Source organism: Streptomyces sp. NPDC001507, from assembly GCF_042894765.1.
Taxonomy (GTDB): Bacteria; Actinomycetota; Actinomycetes; order Streptomycetales; family Streptomycetaceae; genus Streptomyces.
In genome coordinates this window covers 379,718-397,491 of record NZ_JBIAVV010000002.1, presented here as the reverse complement: position 1 = coordinate 397,491, position 17,774 = coordinate 379,718, and the positions used below count along the sequence as shown (strand labels likewise).

Genomic DNA, 17,774 nt, shown 5'->3' with positions numbered 1-17,774 from the left:
GGGGGTGCCGGGGGGCCCCCCGGGGCGGGGGCCCCGGGGGGGGGGGGGGGGGGGGGGGGCGGGGGGGGGGGGGGGGGGGGGGGGGGGGGGGGGGGGCCGGCCCCCCGCCCCCGTGTTTGGGGGGGGGGGGGGCACCCCCGCGACCAGCCACGACGGCGCGACCGCCGGACGACAACCGGCAGCGGCAGACCTAGCCCTCGTACTTCCGGTACGAAGGATCCAGGTCCCGCACCTCGGCAGAGGCGTGCAGCACGAAGCCCTCCGGCTTCAGATGCTCCCGCAGCAGCTCCAGCGCCGCCTCCGTCAGCTGCGCCTTCGTCTCGTCGGTGCGGCCCGCCAGCAGGCCGAAGGTCACGTGGACGATGACGTGCGTCCCGTCGGCGTCGTAGCCGAAGGCGGTCTCGTCGGCGGCGCGGAACAGCGTCTTGCAGGCCTCGGGCTTGGCCGCCGCGATCTCGACCACGGCACGGTGCAGGGCCGTGGCGAAACCCCGCCGGTCGAAGGCGGGGTCCGCCGTGGCGGTGTAGTCGACGGTGATCTGCGGCATCTGCGCTCCTGTTCTACGGCTACTGAGGTCCAGCCTAGTTCGCCAGGCTCAGCGCGAGGAGTGCGACGTCGTCCTCGCGGTCCCGGCCGAAGCAGGCCAGTAGGGTGTCGCACAGGGCCTCCAGGCCGGGCAGGGCGCCGCCGGCGGCGGCCCGGAGGTGCTCCATGGAGACCGTGAGGTCGGTGCCGCGGGTCTCGATGAGGCCGTCGGTGACCATGAGGAGCCGGTCGGTGGGTTCGAGGACCAGCTCGGTGGGCGGCGGATGCGGCAGGCCCACCCCGAGCAGCGGACCGGACGCCTTCACGTACTCCGCGCTGCCGTCGTCGCCCAGTATCAGCGGCGGGATGTGCCCGGCGTTGGCGACGCGGGTGCGCCCGGTCGCCGGGTCGATCAGGGCCAGGCAGACGGTCGCCGTGACGTCGGCGTGGTAGTGCTGGAGCAGCCGGTCGAGGCGGTCGGCGAGGGCGGCCGGGTCGCTCTCGATGAGGCAGTAGGCGCGCAGCGCGTGCCGCAGTTCCACCATGACGGTGGCCGCGTCCAGCGAGTGCCCCACGACGTCCCCGACCGCGGTGAGCACCCCGTCGCCGACCCGCAGCGCGGCGTAGAAGTCGCCGCCGATCTCGGTCTCCTGGGAGGCGGGCTCGTACCGTACCGCTATGTCGACGCCCGGCAGTTCGGGAAGCTGGTGCGGGCGGGGCAGGAAGCTGTGCTGGAGGGTGAGCGCGACGTGCCGCTCCACCTGGTACATGAGCAGCGGCTCGGCGGCGAGCGCGGTGGCCTGGGCCAGCTGGGCCAGCAGCGCCTCGTTCTCGGGGTCGACCCTGCGCTGCCCGCGGGTGGGAGTGGCCACGCAGACCGGCACCTTGCCGTCCTGGGTGAGGACCAGCGTCAGCCGGGCGTCGTGCTCCACACCGGGCCGGAAGAACCCGGTGGGCCACAGCGGCGTCGGCACGGTGGTGATCCGGACCCCGGACTGCCCGCGGGTGAGCCGCCGCAGCAGACCGGCCACGTCCCGGTGGGCGCCCTCGTCGGGCAGGGCGAGGGAGGTGCGCTCCCGGTACAGGCCGCGGTACAGCTCGTCGTCCTGGTCGACGACGAAGACGGCGGCGGGGCTGCCGAGGAGGCGGGCGGCGCCGTCCGCGGCGGCGTCGGCCAGTTCCTGCAGCGAGCGGGCCGACTGGATGGTGACGATCGTCTCCGACAGCAGTTTCAGCCGCCGTACCAGCGCCTGGTCGTCGGCGCGGAGCCGGGCGGCGCGCACCGCGGCCCGGACCGCCGCCTCGATCTCCTCCGGCTCGGCGGGCACCGTCAGATACGCCTCGGCTCCCGTGTCGAGGCCCGGGCAGCGGTCCGCCGGGGGGACCCGGAGGGCCGAGAAGTGCACGACGGGCAGTGCGGCCATGTGCGGCCGCTCCTTGAGCCGGCGGCACAGCTCGAAGCCGCTCATGTCCGGCAGGTTCACGTCGACGAGGGCGACGTCGGGCAGGGCACCCTTGCGCAGCCGTACGTCGAGTTCGGCGAGCGCCTGTCGGCCGTCGGCGACCGCGACGACCTGATGACCGGCCCGGCGCAGGACGGTGCCCAGCGCGTACCGGCTCGCGGGCTCGTCGTCCACGACCAGCACGGTCGTGTCTGTCAGCTTGCCGTTGACGTCCATTCTCCCAGCCCCTGGACAACACCGGTGGGGCAGTACCCGGTTTCGGGCCCGCCCCACCAACGTAAGGCCTCGGTCACGTGGTCCGCGAGAACACCGCCACCGTACGCCCCGGAACCTCGAACGTACCCGTTTCCCGGTCGTACGATGCCGACTTGACGACGGAGTCCGCCCCCGACGCCTGCACCGGGTGCAACCGGTAACCGGTTCCGGCCAGGGTGCCCACCCGCTGCTCCTGCCGCTCGGGGCTCGCGTTGAACACCACGACGAGGTCGCCGAGTTCCATGGTGATCACGCCGGGCGTCTCGTCCTTCCCGGACAGCGGGAAGGAGAGCCTCGACTGCACCTGCGCGGCCGTGCCGAGCGAGAACGCCTTGTCGGTGGTACGGATCCTCAGCAGGTCCCGGTAGGCGGCCGAGGCCCCGTCGATCTGCGGGCACCCGACCTTCACCGAGGTCAGCAGCGGCTTGGCGTAGGACCACTTGGACTGGTTGTCGGCGGCCGTCGGCAGCCCGCGGCCGAAGCCGTTGCCGTCGGCGCAGTTCCAGTGGATGGCGTTGAACCAGTCGCCGCTGTCGAAGGAGTTGCGGTCCAGGGACTTGGAGCGCAGCAGGTCGGTGCCGGCCTGGGAGAGCGAGGGCCCCTGCGAGAGGGCGGCCGTGGCCATCGCCAGGACCTGCATCCGGGCCCGGTCGGACGCGGAGGTGCCGGCCGGCAGTTTGTACGCCAGCGCGTCGAACAGCGATTCGTTGTCGTGTGCGTCGACGTAGGCGAGGGCGTCGCCGGGCGCGTCGGCGTATCCGGCGGGCGAGCCGTTGTAGTCGATCTCCGCGCCGGTGACCTCCTTGCCGTCGCTGTCGGTGAACCTGTACTTGGCGAGGTTGCCGGTCAGCCCGACCTTGATCAGGTCCTGGTAGTGCAGGAGGCGGGCCTTCTGCTCCGCCTCGGTGCCGTTGGCCGTCGAGGAGTTGGGGTCGGTGTAGAGGCCGGAGGCGAAGCCCTGGATGCCGGGGTCGTTATCGAAGGGGCTGCCGCCGCGTACGGCGTCCCGGGCCCGGTCGGAGAAGGTGGCGATGCCGGTGCCGGCCATGTTCTGCTGGGTGGCCTGCACGAACCGGGCGTCGTTGGCGACCTCGCCGAAGTTCCAGCCCTCCCCGTACAGGATGATCTTCTTGCCGTCGACGCCGTCCTTCTTCAGGGTGAGCGCGTCGAGCGCCTTGCGGACGGCGAGGATGTTGGCCTTCGGGTGGTGGCCCATCAGGTCGAAGCGGAACCCGTCGACCTTGTACTCCTTCGCCCAGGTGACGATCGAGTCCACCACCAGCTTGCCCATCATGGCGTTCTCGGGCGCGGTGTTGGCGCAGCAGGTGCTGTTGGCGACGCTGCCGTCGGCGAGCAGCCGCTGGTAGTAGCCGGGCACGATCTGGTCGAGGACGCTGGTGTCCGCCTCGCCGCCGGCCGCGGTGTGGTTGTAGACGACGTCCATGACGACCCGCAGCCCGTCCTGGTTGAGCGACTTGACCATCTTCCGGAACTGCACGGTACGCGCGGTGCCGTCCGGGTCGGTGGCGTACGAGCCCTCGGGGACCGTGAAGTGGTAGGGGTCGTAGCCCCAGTTGTAGGCGTCCTTCGCGGCCACCGCGGAGACACAGGCCTGCTGCTGCTCCGAGTCGGCCGGGTAGGAGGCGAGGTCGCAGTCGGGGCTCGCCTGGTCGGCCTTCTTCTCGGGCACGGTCGCGAAGTCGAAGACCGGGAGCAGATGGACGTACGAGGTCCCGGACTTGGCGAGCGCCTTGAGGTGCCTGGAGCCGTCGCTGTTCTTGTCGGTGAAGGCGAGGTACGTCCCCCGGTCGGCGGCCGGGACCGTGGCGTCCGCCACCGAGAAGTCCCGGACGTGCAGCTCCTGGATCTGCGCGTCCCTCATCGGGACGGCCTTGGGCTTGGTGTACGTCGACCAGCCGCCCGGCGCGAGGGACTTGTCGTTCAGGTCGACGACGAGGCTGCGCCGAGAGTTCGCGGTGAGGGCGACCGAGTAGGGGTCGGTGACCGTGTTGGTGACGATCTTCCGGACGCTGGGCGCCCAGACCTTCACCACGTACCGGTAGGGCTTGTTCTTCCACGACGCGGGTCCGGTGACGGACCAGACGCCGGTGGCGGGGTCGCGGTGCATCGTCTTCGGCGTGCCGTCGAGTTCGAGGGCGACGGACTGCGCGGTCGGCGCCCAGACGGAGAGCGTGGGCTTTCCGTCGTGGAAGACCGGGCCGAGGTCCGCCGTCGTGGCCTTGGCGTACACGTCGTCGAGAACCCCCGCGATCTGCACACCGGTCGCGGCCAGCACCGCCCCGTTGGCGGCGCGCTGGGAGGCGACGAGCTGCCCGCGGAGCGCCTCGCGCACCCGGCCGCGGTCGCGCGGGTCGACCGACCAGGCCGTGTAGTCCTTCAGGTACGGGAACTTCGCCTTCTGCGCGTCGGTGAGGGTGGTCTTCGTCAGCCGCAGCCACCGCTCGTCGTCGCTGGTCAGGGTCCCGTCCTTGACGGCGATCGAACCGTCGTGGGAGTACACCAGCTGGGTGGAGACCGCGCCGTCGACGCCGTCCCAGGCGACCGTGTCCCGGTCGATCCAGACCGCCTTGGAGGTGGACAGGTCGAGCGCGGCCGCGCTGCCGGCCGGCTGCGGGAGCAGGTACTTCTCCTGGCCGTTCAACAGCCACACCTCGTAGCCGTCGGCCTTGAGGTCGAGTGACTGGTCGGCGGAGAGATCCTTCTCGTCGCCCTTGTGGATGATGTAGCTGAGGCTGGTGGCACCCTCGGTGAGCGGTACCTCGAAGACCGCGCCATAGGCATCAGTCTTCACCGGCTTCAGGGGGTTCGACCAGTCGGTGGGACTGGCCGCGCCCGTCCAGACGTGCAGGCCCCAGCCGTCGTAGTCCCCGTCGGCACGGTGGTAGTGGATGACGGCCTTGGTGGTGTCCTGTGCGGGGTAGGCATCGGCCGGTCTCGTCGTGCGGACGTCCGCCTTCCCCTGCTCGATCCACACCTCGCCCGTCTTGGTGACGTCGATGGAGCGGTCGGCGGAGACGTCCTTGTTGCCCTCCTTGTCGACGACGAGGAAGCCGACGTTCGTGGCGCCGGGCTTCAGCTTGACGTAGGCGAAGGCGCCGTACGCGTCCCGGCCGGTGAAGGGGTGCCCGGCGGGCCAGGTGGTCGCCTCGCCGTCGGCGAGGTCGCCCCAGGCGTACAGGCCCCAGTTGTCGTAGTCGCCGTCGGTGCGCTTGTAGTGGACGACCGCGTAGTCCCGGGAGGAGGCGGTGGGCGTCTCGGCGGCGGGCGGGGTGCCGGAGGTGCTCTCGGCGAGCGCGCCTGCGGTGTGCCCGGCGGAGTCGACGACGACCGCCTTGTAGCGCAGGGCGGTGCCGGCCGGGACGTCCTTGGCGAGGGTCTGGGTGACCTTGTAGGGGGCGTGGTCGACGGAGCCGAGGGTGGTCCACTTGCCGTTGCCGACCTGGGCGGCGAAGACGACGCGGTCGAGCTGTCCGCCGGTGACGTCCGCGGTGAGGTCGACGGTGCCGGTGGCGCCGGCGGCCGGGGCCTGGAGGGTGACCGTCGGTGCGGTGGCGGGCCTGGCGAGGGGGCCGGCCGCCTTGTAGACGACGGCGGACTCGGCGGGGACGGTGACGGTCAGCTTCGCCGAGCCGTCGGAGGTGAGGGTGCCGTCGGTGCCGTAGGCGGCCCGGTAGCGCATGCCGGCGGAACCGGTGGCGAAGGTCGCCGTCTTCGCCGTGTCGGCGTTGTTGAAGGCGACGACGTACTCCTGGCCGGTCTTCGCGTCCGTCCGGGTGAACGCGTAGACGCCGGCGCCGTCGGCCGCGTAGCGCTCGGTTTGGACCCCGTCCGCGAGGGCTGGGTTGGCCGCGCGCAGCTTGGAGAGAGCGCTGATCTGCTTGTAGAGCGGCGCACTCGTGTCGTACGAGTCGCTCGCCGCGGTCCGGTCGGTGCCGATCTCGTCGTCGTCCAGGTAGTCGGCGACCTTCGACGCGAACATGGTCTGCCGGGCGTCCTTGTCGCCACCGGAGCCGGTGAAGCCCTGCTCGTCGCCGTAGTAGACGACCGGGTTGCCGCGGCTGAGGAACATCACCTCGTTGGCGAGCCGGTCCTTGGCCAGCAGCTGCGCGTCCGTGGCCTTCGGGTTGTCCTGCTCGAGGAAGTACCCGATCCGGCCCATGTCGTGGTTGCCGAGGAAGGTGACCTGTTCGTAGGCGTTCGACTTGTCGGTCGTGTACTTGTAGTCGTCGCCGAAGACGCTCGCGAGCTTCTGCGCGCTGCCGCCCTGGGAGGCGTAGGAGCGGGCCGCGTCCTGGAAGGGGAAGTCGAGGGTCGCGTCGAGGCGGCCCTGGGTGACGTACGGGGAGGTGACGGACGTGTCCGAGGAATACGTCTCGCCGAACATGAAGAAGTTCTTACGGCCGTGCCGGGCCGCGTACCTGTCCAGCGCGGTCGCCCACTGCGTCCAGAACTCCATGTTGACGTTCTTGACGGTGTCGATCCGGAAGCCGTCGATGGCGAAGTCCTTCACCCACCGCTCGTAGATCTTCTCCATGCCGCTGACGACCTCGGGGCGCTCGGTCCACAGGTCGTCCAGGCCGGAGAAGTCGCCGTAGGTCGCGGACTCGCCTGCGAACGTCGAGTCGCCCCGGTTGTGGTACATCGTCGGGTCGTTGAGCCACGACGGCACCTTGCTGTCGCCGGCCACGGTCGGGGTGCGCGGGAAGGAGGCGGTGTCCACCGAAGGGAACTTCCTGCCGCCGGCCGCGTAGTCGGCGTCGTCGAACGGCCGCCCGTCCTTGGTCAGGTAGGGGAAGGCGCCCTTGGAGAGGTAGTCGTACGACTTCTCCTCGTAGTCGACGACGTCGGCGGTGTGGTTGGTGATGACGTCGAAGAAGACCTTCATGCCCTTGGCGTGCGCCTTGGAGATGAGGGTCTGAAGGTCCTTGTTGGTGCCGAAGTGCGGGTCGACCTGGGTGAAGTCGGTGATCCAGTACCCGTGGTAGCCGGCCGAGGCGTTGCTCCCGGTTCCCTGCACGGGCTTGTTCTTGAAGATCGGCGCCATCCAGATGGCGGTGGTGCCGAGCCCCTTGATGTAGTCGAGCCGCTTGGTCAGGCCCTTGAGGTCGCCGCCCTGGTAGAAGCCCTTGTCGGTGGGGTCATAGCCGGTGGAGAGCCGGGAGCCCGTCAGGCCGCCCTTGTCATTGCTCTTGTCACCGTTGGCGAAGCGGTCCGGCATGACGAAGTAGAACTGCTCGCGAGTGTCGTCGTGCCGGGCGGGCTCGGCGGCGAGCCTCGCGTCGGAAGGCGGCGCGGGCGGGGCGGCGGCGTGTGCGGCCAGAGGCTGCACCAGCGCGGCGGCGAGGGCGGCGACGGCGACGGCCGCGACCCGTCTGACATGTATCACTGGTGTGAACTCCTAGCGATAGCGACTCTCTTGGGTCCGACCCGGCGCGACGGTATCGCTAACGAAAGGTTTACAGCAAGAGGCTTGAAACTCACAGCAAGAACTTTCACGAGGCGTATTGACGCGATATCTCAACTGGCCCACGCTCCAGGGTTGTTGAAGCCTGTCCCTCTTGCTTCGGAGCCGCACATGACCGGACACCGACCCACGGGTGCCTTCAGACGCACGGCCGTCGCGATCGCTGCGGGCGCCCTGGCACTCGCGGGCGTCGTCGCCCTGCCGGCCACCGCCGCGCAGGCGGACACCACCGCCAAGGGCGACGTGATCGCCAACCTCTGGGAATGGAACTGGAACTCGATCGCGTCCGAGTGCACGAACGTGCTCGGCCCGGCCGGGTACGGCGCGGTGCAGGTCGCCCCGCCGTCCGAATCCCTCAAGCAGTCCAGCTACTACTGGTGGGACGTCTACCAGCCCTACTCGTACACCCTGAACAGCCGCTTCGGGACGGCGACGCAGTTCGCGGCGATGGTCACCGCCTGCCACAGCGCGGGCGTGAAGGTCTACACCGACGCGGTCATCAACCACACGGCCGCGCAGACCGGCACCGGCTACGACGGTACGACGATCACCAACAAGTACGACACCCCGGACTGGGACCCGGGCGACTACCACACCTCCGCCGACTGCCCCACCTCCGACCTGACCATCCAGGACTACTCGAACCTCACCCAGGTTCAGAACTGCGAACTGCTGGGCCTGCCCGACCTCAAGACCGGCGCCGACAACGTCCGTTCGGGCCTCGCCGCCTTCCTCAACAAGCAGATCGCGCTCGGCGTAGACGGTTTCCGGGTGGACTCGGCCAAGCACATCCCGGCCACCGACCTGGCGGCCATCGTCGCCAAGCTGAACACCACCACGTCCGGCGCGGCGCCGTACGTCTTCGACGAGGTCTACCCGGGCTCCACCCCGCAGCCCAGCGACTACTACGGCTCCGGCGACGTCCTCGACTTCACCTACGCGAGCAAGCTGAAGTCGGCCTTCCAGGGCAACGTCAGCGACCTGTCGTCGATCGAGAGCAGCGGCATCCTGCCCGCCGCGAACTCGGTGTCCTTCGTGACCAACCACGACACCGAGCGCAACGGGCTGCACATGTCGTACAAGGACGGCGACACCTACAAGCTGGCGAACCTCTTCGAGCTCGCCTACAAGTGGGCGACGCCGACGGTCTACGCCAGCTGGGAGTGGACGCAGAGCGACCAGGCGCCGCCGAACTCGTCCGGCTTCGTCACGGACACGGACTGCTCGGACGGCGACTGGTACTGCCTGGACCGGGACACCTCGGTCGTCGGCATGGTCGCCTGGCACAACGCGGTCGGCACCGCCGCGGTCTCCGACTGGCAGACCATGTCCTCGAACGTCATCGGCTTCGGCCGCGGCGGCGCGGGCTTCTTCGCCCTCAACAACGGTACGAGCAGCGCCACCTACACCTTCACCACGGGGATGGCGGACGGCACGTACTCCGACGTCGTCTCCGGCGGCGCCACCAGGGTCACCGTCTCCGGCGGCAGCGCGTCGATCACCATCCCGGCGAAGAGCGCGGTCGCCTTCTACAACTCCTCCTACACCTGCACGGTGGGCTGCGACGACACGGGCGGCGGCAGCTCCGGCGACACGGTGAGCGCCACCTTCGACGAGTACGCGTCGACCACCTCAGGCACGAACGTGTACGTCGTCGGCTCCCTCTCGGCACTGGGCGGCTGGGACACCTCGAAGGCGGTCCGGCTCTCCTCCTCCGGATACCCGGTCTGGTCGGGTGAGGTGAGCGTCCCGGTCAACACGTCGTTCGAGTACAAATACATCAAGAAGGACGCGTCCGGGAACGTCACCTGGGAGTCCAACGCCAACCGGTCGGCCACGGCCACCACGTCGGCGCTCTCCCTCGACAACTCCTGGAACGTGGCGAACGCCGACGCCACGGACGTCACCTTCGACGAGTACGCCACCACCGACTACGGCACCAACGTCTACGTCGTCGGCTCCGTCGCCTCCCTCGGCTCCTGGAACACCGCCGACGCGATCCCGCTGTCCTCGGAGTCGTACCCGACGTGGAGCAAGCTGGTGATCGTCCCGAAGAGCACCGCCTTCACCTACAAGTACATCAAGAAGGACAGCTCCGGGAACGTGACCTGGGAGTCGGGCACGAACCGGTCGTACACGACGGGCACCTCGTCCGGCTACACCACCAGCGACACCTGGAAGTAGTCCAGGAAAGATTCCGGCGGCACGGCGCGAACAAATCCGCGGTGTCGTGCATCGAACCTCGTGTAAGGCACCAGAGGACGGCACGGGGCGCAGACCACGCCCCGTGCCTCACGACACGAGTGGAGCGTCGTCGCCGTGAACGAAGACCTGAACACCCACAGCACCGACACCGCCGGGTCCGCGGGCAGGCACCGTGCCCGCCGCGGGATCGGCCGCGCCAAGCTCGCCGGAGGCGCGGCCGCCCTCGCCGGTCTGGGCCTCGTCTGGGCGGGCACCGCCAACGCGGCGACCCCGGCCGCCGCCAATGCCACGCCCACCTGCTCCGCCGCCGCGCTCAAGGCCACCTTCGGCCAAGGGCTCGCCGGCGGCATGAACCACCAGGGTGTGGTCATCAGGCTGCGCAACCTCAGCGGGAAGACCTGTGCGCTGCGCGGCTACCCGGGCCTGGGCCTGGAGAACTCCAAGCACAAGGCGATCACGACCCACACGCACTGGGGCAACACCTGGTACGCCAAGGACCCCGGCAAGAAGACCCTCGTCCTCAAGGACGGCCAGAGCGCCGAGGCCGTCGTCGCCTGGACCCACGCCAACACCGGCACGTCGGGCGCGGTGCACGCCTCCTACCTGGAGATCACGCCGCCCGCCTCGACCCAGCACAAGACGCTGGCGTTCCCCCAGTGGGTCGACCACGCCGACCTCTCCGTGACCGCGCTGGCCAGGCACATCAACGTCACGGACTGACGTCCCGCCCCGTGGAGGGCGGCGCCTACGCCCCGGCCCCGCCGTCCACCTGCAGAATCGCACCTGACACGAAGGAGGCCCGGTCGCTCAGGAGCCAGGCGGCGGCCTCGGCGATCTCCTCGGGGGCGGCCATGCGGCGCAGGGGCGACACGGACTCTATGTGGTCGATGACGCCGGGGGTGGCCGCCTCCCAGTCGCGGATCATCTCGGTGAGCGTGCCGCCGGGGGCCACCGCGTTGACGCGGATGCCCTCGGGGCCGTAGGTGGCGGCGGCCGACTCGGTGAGGCTGTTGACGGCGCGCTTCAGGGCGCCGTAGACGGGCAGGACGGGGTTGGCGCGCAGACTGCCGATGGACGAGTTGTTGACGATGGCGCCGGTGCCGGCGGTCACGCGGATGGCGTGGATCTCGGCGGTCATGGCCAGCCAGACGCCCTTGAGGTTGACGGCGGTGAGGTGGTCGAACTCGGCCTCGGGGAGTTCGTCCAGGGGGCCGGGGTGGTGCTGGCCGATCGCGCCGTTGTTGAAGGCGACGTCGAGGCGGCCGTACACCTCCACCGTGCGGTCGACGGCGGCGCGGACGCTCGCCGCGTCGGCCACGTCGCAGACCGTGTAGTCCGCGGTGCCGCCGGCCGCGCGGATCTCCTCGGTCACCGTCTTGAGCTGGTCCTCCGTGCGGGCCGCCAGCAGCACCCGGGCGCCCTCGCGGGCGAAGAGCCGGGCCGCGGCGGCGCCGATGCCGCGTCCGGCGCCGCTGATGAAGGCGACCTTGCCGCTCAGAAGGCCGGGGCCGGCCGTGTCCGCCGTGTTCGCTGTGTTCACTGTGTTCTCCATGGCTTCGAGCCTGCGTCCGGGCGCGGGGCCCATCCAGGCACCGGCGGTACCTGGATGGGGTCGGGCGGCCGACGCACACTGGACGCGTGGACAGGCAAGAACTCGCAGCTTTCCTGCGCAGCCGACGTGAGCGGATCTCCCCCGCCGAGGTGGGGCTGCCGCGCGGTCCGCGCCGCCGGACGCCGGGGCTGCGGCGCGAGGAGGTGGCGCAGCTGGCGTTCATCTCGACGGAGTACTACACGCGTCTCGAGCAGGCGCGGGGGCCGCGGCCCTCGCGTGAGGTGCTGGGCGGCCTGGCGCGGGCGCTGCGGCTGTCCGACGCCGAGCGCGGGCATCTGCACCATCTCGCCGGGGCGCCGCCGGGGCCGCCCCCCGGGCCCTCGCGCGAGGTCCGGCAGAGCCTGCTCGACCTGCTGCGCAGGCTTCCGCAGGCCGCCGCGTTCGTGACGTCGGCGACCTTCGAGGTGCTGGCGTGGAACGATCTGGCGGCCGCCCTCATGGAGGACTTCTCGGCGCTGCCCCCGCGCGACCGCAACCTGATGCGCCGCGCCTTCCTCACCCCGCGCCCCGCGGGCAGCAGGCTGTACGGGGTGTCTGACGTGGACGCCTTCGCCCGGCACTCGGCGCAGCGCCTGCGGGCCACGGCCGGCCGGTATCCGGACTCACCCGAGGTGACCGGCCTGGTGGCCGAACTCCTCGCCGGGAGCGAGGAGTTCAGGCAACTGTGGGAGCTGCACGACGTGTCCGCCGAGCCCACCCTGGTCAAGACCTTCCGGCACCCGGTGGTGGGCCCGGTCACCGTCAACTGCGACGCGCTCGACATCACCGACCGGGACCAGCAGGTCGTGATCTACACCGCGACCCCGGGCTCACGGTCCGAGGAGGCGCTGCGGCTGCTGTCGGTGATCGGCACCCAGCGGATGGATCCTCAGCAGGTGGACTTCCCGGCGTAGATCGCGAGGGCGGTGTTCGAGCCCAGGGTGGCGGTGAACTGACCGCTCGAACTGACCGTCACCGACGTGTTCGCCTGCACGTTGCAGTACGTCCCGGCCGGCAGCGACGTCTGGTAGGTCCGGGTCAGCGAGCCCGACTCGTGGTTGATGGCGACGTACCCCTTGGCGCCCCGCCCGAAGGCGATCGCGTCGGCTCCGTCGTCCCACCAGTTCGTCATCGCCTGGCCGCGCACCGCGTTGCGGAAGGCGACCATGCGGATGATCTCCGGCCAGGCGTGCTGGCACTTCCAGCCGTCCTGCCAGCAGGCGTTGACGACACCGTTGTTGGGCGGGCCCGCGTCGGCGTCCGACCACTCGTAGCCGGAGTTGATGTCCGGGGCTCCGTACGGGTAGGCGAGCATGAAGACGTTGGCGAGGGTGTAGTTGGCGCCGTCCTTGTAGTTCAGCGTGGAGCCGTTGCGCTCGGTGTCGTGGTTGTCGACGAAGACCCCGGCGACCGAGCTGCTCATGTACCCCCAGCCCTCGCCGTAGTTCTTCAGGTAGGCGAGGTTCTCGTCGTTGAAGACGCGCTTGAGGTCGTAGGCGTACCGGAACTCCTGGACGTCCCCGTTGCCGGTGTACTCGGTGGGCTGGACGGCCTCGCCCGCGCCGTAGATGACCTCCTGCTTCCAGTACACGGAGGGGTTGGTCAGCCGGGTCTTGATGTTGGCGAGGTCCTCGGCCGGGATGTGCTTGGCCGCGTCGATCCGGAAGCCGTCGACCCCCAGACTCAGCAGGTCGTTCATGTAGCCGGCGATGGTCTTGCGGACGTACTCCTCGCCGGTGTCCAGGTCGGCGAGGCCGACGAGTTCGCAGTGCTGGACGTTCCAGCGGTCGGCGTAGTTGGAGACGGGCGAGGTGCAGTCGTCGAAGTCGTAGGAGGAGTACAGGCCGGGGTAGTTGTACTTCGTGTACGACGAGCCGCCGGTGCCGGTGCCGCTGCCCGCGGACATGTGGTTGATGACGGTGTCGACGACCACCTTCACACCGGCCGCGTGGCAGGTGTTCACCATGTTCTGGAAGGAGGCGCGGTCACCGAGTCTGCCCGCGATCTTGTACGACACCGGTTGGTACGACGTCCACCACTGCGAGCCCTGTATGTGCTCGGCGGGCGGGGAGACCTGGACGTATCCGTAGCCCGCGGGGCCGAGGGTGCTGGTGCACTCCTTGGCGACCGAGCCGTAGTTCCACTCGAAGAGGACGGCGGTGACGTCCTTCGTGCCGGGCGGGGAGGCCGACGCGACGGACGGGGTCATGACAACGCTACAGGCGGCCAGCGCCAGTGCGGCGGAGAGTGTCTTACGTGCCATGTGGGGTTCCTTCACCATTGAAGGCTCTTGCAGAAACGTTGCTGAAACCTTGCGGTTGCGCAGATGTTAAGGGCCCGCTCCCCGGATGGGTAGCGGGCCCTCAGAAGTTGCTGCAAGAAGTTACCGATTGACGCCCCGTCAGGCGGCCTTCCGGCGCTGGCCGGACGCTGGTCAGGCGGTGGTCCACCACACGGTGGTGTCGGCCGGCAGCTTCGCCTCGCCGTCCGCCTCGGTCAGTTCGCCGCTGGCCAGCAGCACCCTGCCGTACGCCGGAGTCGTCACCGACTCCCCGCTCGTGTTCGCGACGCACACGAACTCCCCGCGCCGGAAGGCGAGGACGCCTTCCGGGGCGCGCAGCCACTCCACCGCGTCGCCCGCGCCGAGGTCGGCCTGCTCACGCCGGACGCGCAGCGCGCCGCGGTACAGCTCCAGGGTGGACCCGGCCACCCCGGTCTGCGCCTCGATGCTCAGCTCGCCCCAGCTCGCAGGCTGCGGCAGCCAGCTGCCCCCGGACCCGAAGCCGTACGACGAGCCCTCCCGCGTCCACGGGATCGGCACCCGGCACCCGTCCCGGAAGCCGTCCTGACCCGCGCCCCGGAAGTACGCGGGGTCCTGGCGGACCTCGTCGGGCAGGTCCACGACGTCCGGGAGGCCCAGCTCCTCGCCCTGGTAGACGTAGGCCGAGCCGGGCAGCGCGAGCATCAGCAGAGTGGCCGCCCGGGCCCGGCGCAGACCCAGTTCCCGGTCGCCGGCCGTGCGGATCTGGGTGCCGAGGCCGGGCGGGTTGGCGAAGCGGGTCGCGTGCCGGGTGACGTCGTGGTTGGACAGCACCCAGGTCGCCGGGGCGCCGACCGGACGCATGGCTTCCAGGGTGCGGTCGATGACGGCCCGCAGCTCCTTCGCGTCCCAGTCGGTGCTCAGGTACTGGAAGTTGAACGCCTGGTGGAGCTCGTCCGGGCGGACGTAGTTCGCGGTGCGCTCGACCGTCGGCGTCCAGGCCTCGGCGACGAAGATCCGCTCGCCGGCGTACTCGTCGAGCACGTGCCGCCACTGCCGGTAGACGTCGTGGACGCCGTCCTGGTCGAAGAACGGCATGACATCGTTGCCCAGCAGCTTGAGCTGGTCGGCGCCGCCGAGGTCCGGCAGCCCCTCGGCCTTCACCAGGCCGTGGGCGACGTCGATGCGGAAGCCGTCCACTCCCATGTCCAGCCAGAACCGCAGGATGGAGCGGAACTCGTCGCCGACGGCCGGGTGTTCCCAGTTGAAGTCGGGCTGCTCCGGGGCGAAGAGGTGGAGGTACCACTCGCCGTCGGCCACCCGCGTCCACGCCGGGCCGCCGAAGATGGACTCCCAGTCGTTGGGCGGGAGTTCGCCGTTCTCGCCCTTGCCCGGCCGGAAGTGGTAGCGGTCCCGCGACGGCGAGCCGGGGCCCTCCGCCAGCGCCCGCTTGAACCACTCGTGCTGGTCCGAGGAGTGGTTGGGCACGAGGTCGACGATGATCCTGAGGCCCAGCGCGTGCGCGTCCCGGATGAGCGCGTCCGCGTCCAGCAGGTTGCCGAACATGGGGTCCACGGCCCGGTAGTCGGCGACGTCGTAGCCGGCGTCGGCCTGCGGGGAGGCGTAGAACGGGCTGAGCCACACGGCGTCGACACCGAGGTCACGCAGGTACGGGAGTCTGGAGCGCACGCCCTCCAGGTCCCCCATCCCGTCGCCGTTGCTGTCGGCGAAGCTGCGCGGATAGACCTGGTAGATCACCGCGTCCCGCCACCAGTCGCGGCGACGGGCGACGGTGACGGTGGCGGGGGCCGGTGCGGCGGATGGCTGCTGGCTCATGGCGTCCTTGATGCGTCGTAACTGGGTCATCGGGTCAGAGGTGGGTGTTGAGGCGGCCGTGGTCACAGCGGGGTCGGATGGAGACCACGGCCGCCTGCCCGCGCGTTCGGGCACGCGGGAGTTGCAGCGCCCCGTAAGGGGCGCGGGGAACTGCGCGACCAGCCACGACGGCGCCGCAGACGAAAGACGGCGGAGGCGGCTTTTCGGCGACCGGCGTCAGCCCTTGGTGCCGCCCGCGGTGAGGCCGGTCACCAGGTTCTTCTGCACGAGGTAGAAGAACACGGCCACCGGTATCGCGATCAGCACCGCCGTCGCGGTCATCAGGTTCCGCTGCGCGTCGTGCTCGCTGATGAAGCTCTGCAGCCCCACCGCGAACGTGTACTTGTCGTCACTGAGCATGAACGTCGACGCGAACGCGACCTCGCCGAACGCGGTGAGGAAGTTGTAGAACGCGGCGACCGCGAGGCCGGGCTTGGCGAGCGGCAGGATCAGCCGGCCGAACGTGCCGAACGGCGAGAGCCCGTCGACGCGGCCGGCCTCGTCGATCTCGAAGGGGATCGTGTCGAAGTAGCCCTTGAGCAGCCAGGCCGTGTACGGCACCACCGTCGTGCAGTAGACGAGGATCAGGCCGAGGTAGCTGTCGATGAGGCCGAGCCGCGACATGATCTGGTACATCGGCACGATCAGCACGGCGATCGGGAACATCTGGGTCACCAGCAGCAGCCACATGAACTTCCGGTAGCCCGGGAAGCGCATGCGGGAGACCGCGTAGCCGGTGGTGGAGGCGAGGATCAGGCCGATGACCGTGGTACCGCCGACGACGATCATCGTCGTCCTGAACCAGTCCCAGAACCCGGTGTGCTGGAGGACGAAGGAGTAGTTGCTCAGCGTCATCTTGTGCCAGATGCCGCCCGGGTGCAGGTAGTCGTCCTTGTCGGGGCCGAGGGAGAGGAAGATCAGCCAGCCGACCGGGAAGAACGCGACGAGGCTCGCGACCCCCAGGACGCCGTGGATGACGGCGCTGCCGAGCGGGCCGCGCTCGCCCCTGCCGCGGACTCGGGGGGTGGTCGTCACGGGGGCCTCCTCGGCGACCTGGGCGGAGGTCTGGACAGTGGTCGTGGTCATGGGAACTCCTGCCTCAGATCGCGAGCTGCTGGTCGTTGCGGTTGAGCCAGCGGCGGTAGAAGGAGGTGAAGACGATCAGGATGGCCAGCAGCAGCATGCCGTAGGCGGCGGACTGGGCGAAGTCACGCGGCTGCTGTCCGAAGCCGAGGTAGTAGGCCCAGGTCACGAGGATCTGCGCGTCGGGGGCGGTGTCGCCGAAGAGCAGGAAGATGACCGCGAACTGGTTGAACGTCCAGATGATGCCGAGGAGGACGACGGTCGAGCTGACGGACCTGAGGCCCGGCAGGGTGACGTACCGGAAGCGCTGCCAGGCGCTCGCGCCGTCCATCTCGGCGGCCTCGTAGAGCGTGCCGTCGATGGCCTGGAGGCCGCCGAGCAGCGAGAGCATCATGAAGGGCACACCGCACCAGGTGTTGACGAGGATCGCGGCGGCCCGCTGCCAGAACGTGTCCTCCAGCCATGCCGGTTGCGGCAGATGGAGGAAGTGCAGGGTCGCGTTGACGATGCCGCCGTCGGCGAGCATGAACCGCCAGCCGAAGACGGTGACGAAGGTCGGCACCGCCCACGGCAGGACCAGGACCATGCGGTAGAAGGTGCGGCCGCGGAACTTCTCGTTGAGCAGCAGGGCGAGGCCGAGGCCGATCGTGTAGTGCAGGGTGACGCAGAGCGCGGTCCAGACGATCGTCCAGATGAAGTGGGACCAGAAGCGGTCGTAGGACGTCGGGCCGAACAGGATGTCCTTGTAGTTGCCCAGGCCGATGAACTTGTAGGTGGCGTCGATGTGGTTGACGCCGATGGTGCGGGCGGTGTTGAGGCTGTTGGCGTCCGTCAACGTCAGGTAGAAGCCGTACACCAACGGGTAGATGACGAGGGCCCCGAGGACGATGGCGACGGGGGCGATCATCGCGTAGGCGTACCAGTACTTCTGGTAGCTGTTCTTCAGCCGCTGGCCCAGCCCGGGGCGGGGCGCGCGGTCACCGTGGCGTTTGCCGGTCGCGCGGTCGATGGCGACTGTCATGGTTCGACACC

At 69.9% G+C, this 17,774-nt stretch carries 11 protein-coding genes; 3 read left to right on the top strand and 8 right to left on the bottom strand.

Annotation, left to right across the window (positions count from 1 at the left end; all coding sequences use genetic code 11):
- Positions 1-190: 190 nt before the first annotated feature.
- From ACFY0K_RS07940 to pulA, 3 genes are all read right to left on the bottom strand, one after another.
- Positions 191-547 carry a 5-carboxymethyl-2-hydroxymuconate Delta-isomerase gene (locus ACFY0K_RS07940; protein ID WP_390639113.1) on the bottom strand — a complete coding sequence of 119 codons (357 nt, stop codon included), beginning with the start codon at positions 545-547 and terminating at the stop codon, positions 191-193.
- 34 nt (positions 548-581) lie between these two features.
- Positions 582-2,204 carry a SpoIIE family protein phosphatase gene (locus ACFY0K_RS07935; RefSeq protein WP_390639112.1) on the bottom strand — a complete coding sequence of 541 codons (1,623 nt, stop codon included), beginning with the start codon at positions 2,202-2,204 and terminating at the stop codon, positions 582-584.
- Between the two features lie 73 nt (positions 2,205-2,277).
- Positions 2,278-7,650, bottom strand: coding sequence for a pullulanase-type alpha-1,6-glucosidase (pulA, locus tag ACFY0K_RS07930; RefSeq protein ID WP_390639111.1), 5,373 nt, complete (start codon positions 7,648-7,650; stop codon positions 2,278-2,280).
- A 189-nt stretch (positions 7,651-7,839) separates the two neighbouring features.
- On the opposite strand from pulA, the gene ACFY0K_RS07925 reads away from it, so the two are divergent.
- Both ACFY0K_RS07925 and ACFY0K_RS07920 read left to right on the top strand, forming a co-directional pair.
- Positions 7,840-9,912, top strand: coding sequence for a carbohydrate-binding module family 20 domain-containing protein (locus ACFY0K_RS07925; protein WP_390639110.1), 2,073 nt, complete (start codon positions 7,840-7,842; stop codon positions 9,910-9,912).
- 135 nt (positions 9,913-10,047) lie between these two features.
- Positions 10,048-10,653, top strand: coding sequence for a DUF4232 domain-containing protein (locus ACFY0K_RS07920; protein WP_390639109.1), 606 nt, complete (start codon positions 10,048-10,050; stop codon positions 10,651-10,653).
- 25 nt (positions 10,654-10,678) lie between these two features.
- On the opposite strand, the gene ACFY0K_RS07915 is transcribed toward ACFY0K_RS07920, so the two are convergent.
- The gene (locus ACFY0K_RS07915) at positions 10,679-11,485 is read right to left on the bottom strand and encodes an SDR family NAD(P)-dependent oxidoreductase (RefSeq protein ID WP_390639108.1); all 807 of its coding nucleotides are present in this window, start codon (positions 11,483-11,485) and stop codon (positions 10,679-10,681) included.
- Positions 11,486-11,571: 86 nt separating this feature from the next.
- Here ACFY0K_RS07915 and ACFY0K_RS07910 point away from each other — a divergent pair, with 86 nt between their 5' ends.
- Positions 11,572-12,438: a helix-turn-helix transcriptional regulator gene (locus tag ACFY0K_RS07910; RefSeq protein WP_390639107.1), complete on the top strand. Its 867-nt coding sequence runs from the start codon at positions 11,572-11,574 to the stop codon at positions 12,436-12,438.
- On the opposite strand, the gene ACFY0K_RS07905 is transcribed toward ACFY0K_RS07910, so the two are convergent.
- From ACFY0K_RS07905 to ACFY0K_RS07890, 4 genes are all read right to left on the bottom strand, one after another.
- The gene (locus ACFY0K_RS07905; protein ID WP_390639106.1) at positions 12,414-13,787 is read right to left on the bottom strand and encodes an alpha-amylase family protein; all 1,374 of its coding nucleotides are present in this window, start codon (positions 13,785-13,787) and stop codon (positions 12,414-12,416) included. The genes ACFY0K_RS07910 and ACFY0K_RS07905 overlap by 25 nt on opposite strands.
- 171 nt (positions 13,788-13,958) lie before the next feature.
- Entirely contained in the window at positions 13,959-15,620 is a 1,662-nt protein-coding gene (locus ACFY0K_RS07900; protein WP_390639105.1) for a glycoside hydrolase family 13 protein, read from the bottom strand.
- A gap of 216 nt (positions 15,621-15,836) precedes the next feature.
- A complete protein-coding gene (locus tag ACFY0K_RS07895) occupies positions 15,837-16,745 on the bottom strand; it encodes a sugar ABC transporter permease (protein ID WP_390639104.1) in 909 nt (302 codons plus the stop codon).
- 13 nt (positions 16,746-16,758) lie between these two features.
- On the bottom strand, positions 16,759-17,763 hold the full coding sequence (locus ACFY0K_RS07890; RefSeq protein ID WP_390639103.1) for a carbohydrate ABC transporter permease: 1,005 nt from the start codon (positions 17,761-17,763) through the stop codon (positions 16,759-16,761).
- Between the last annotated feature and the right edge of the window lie 11 nt (positions 17,764-17,774).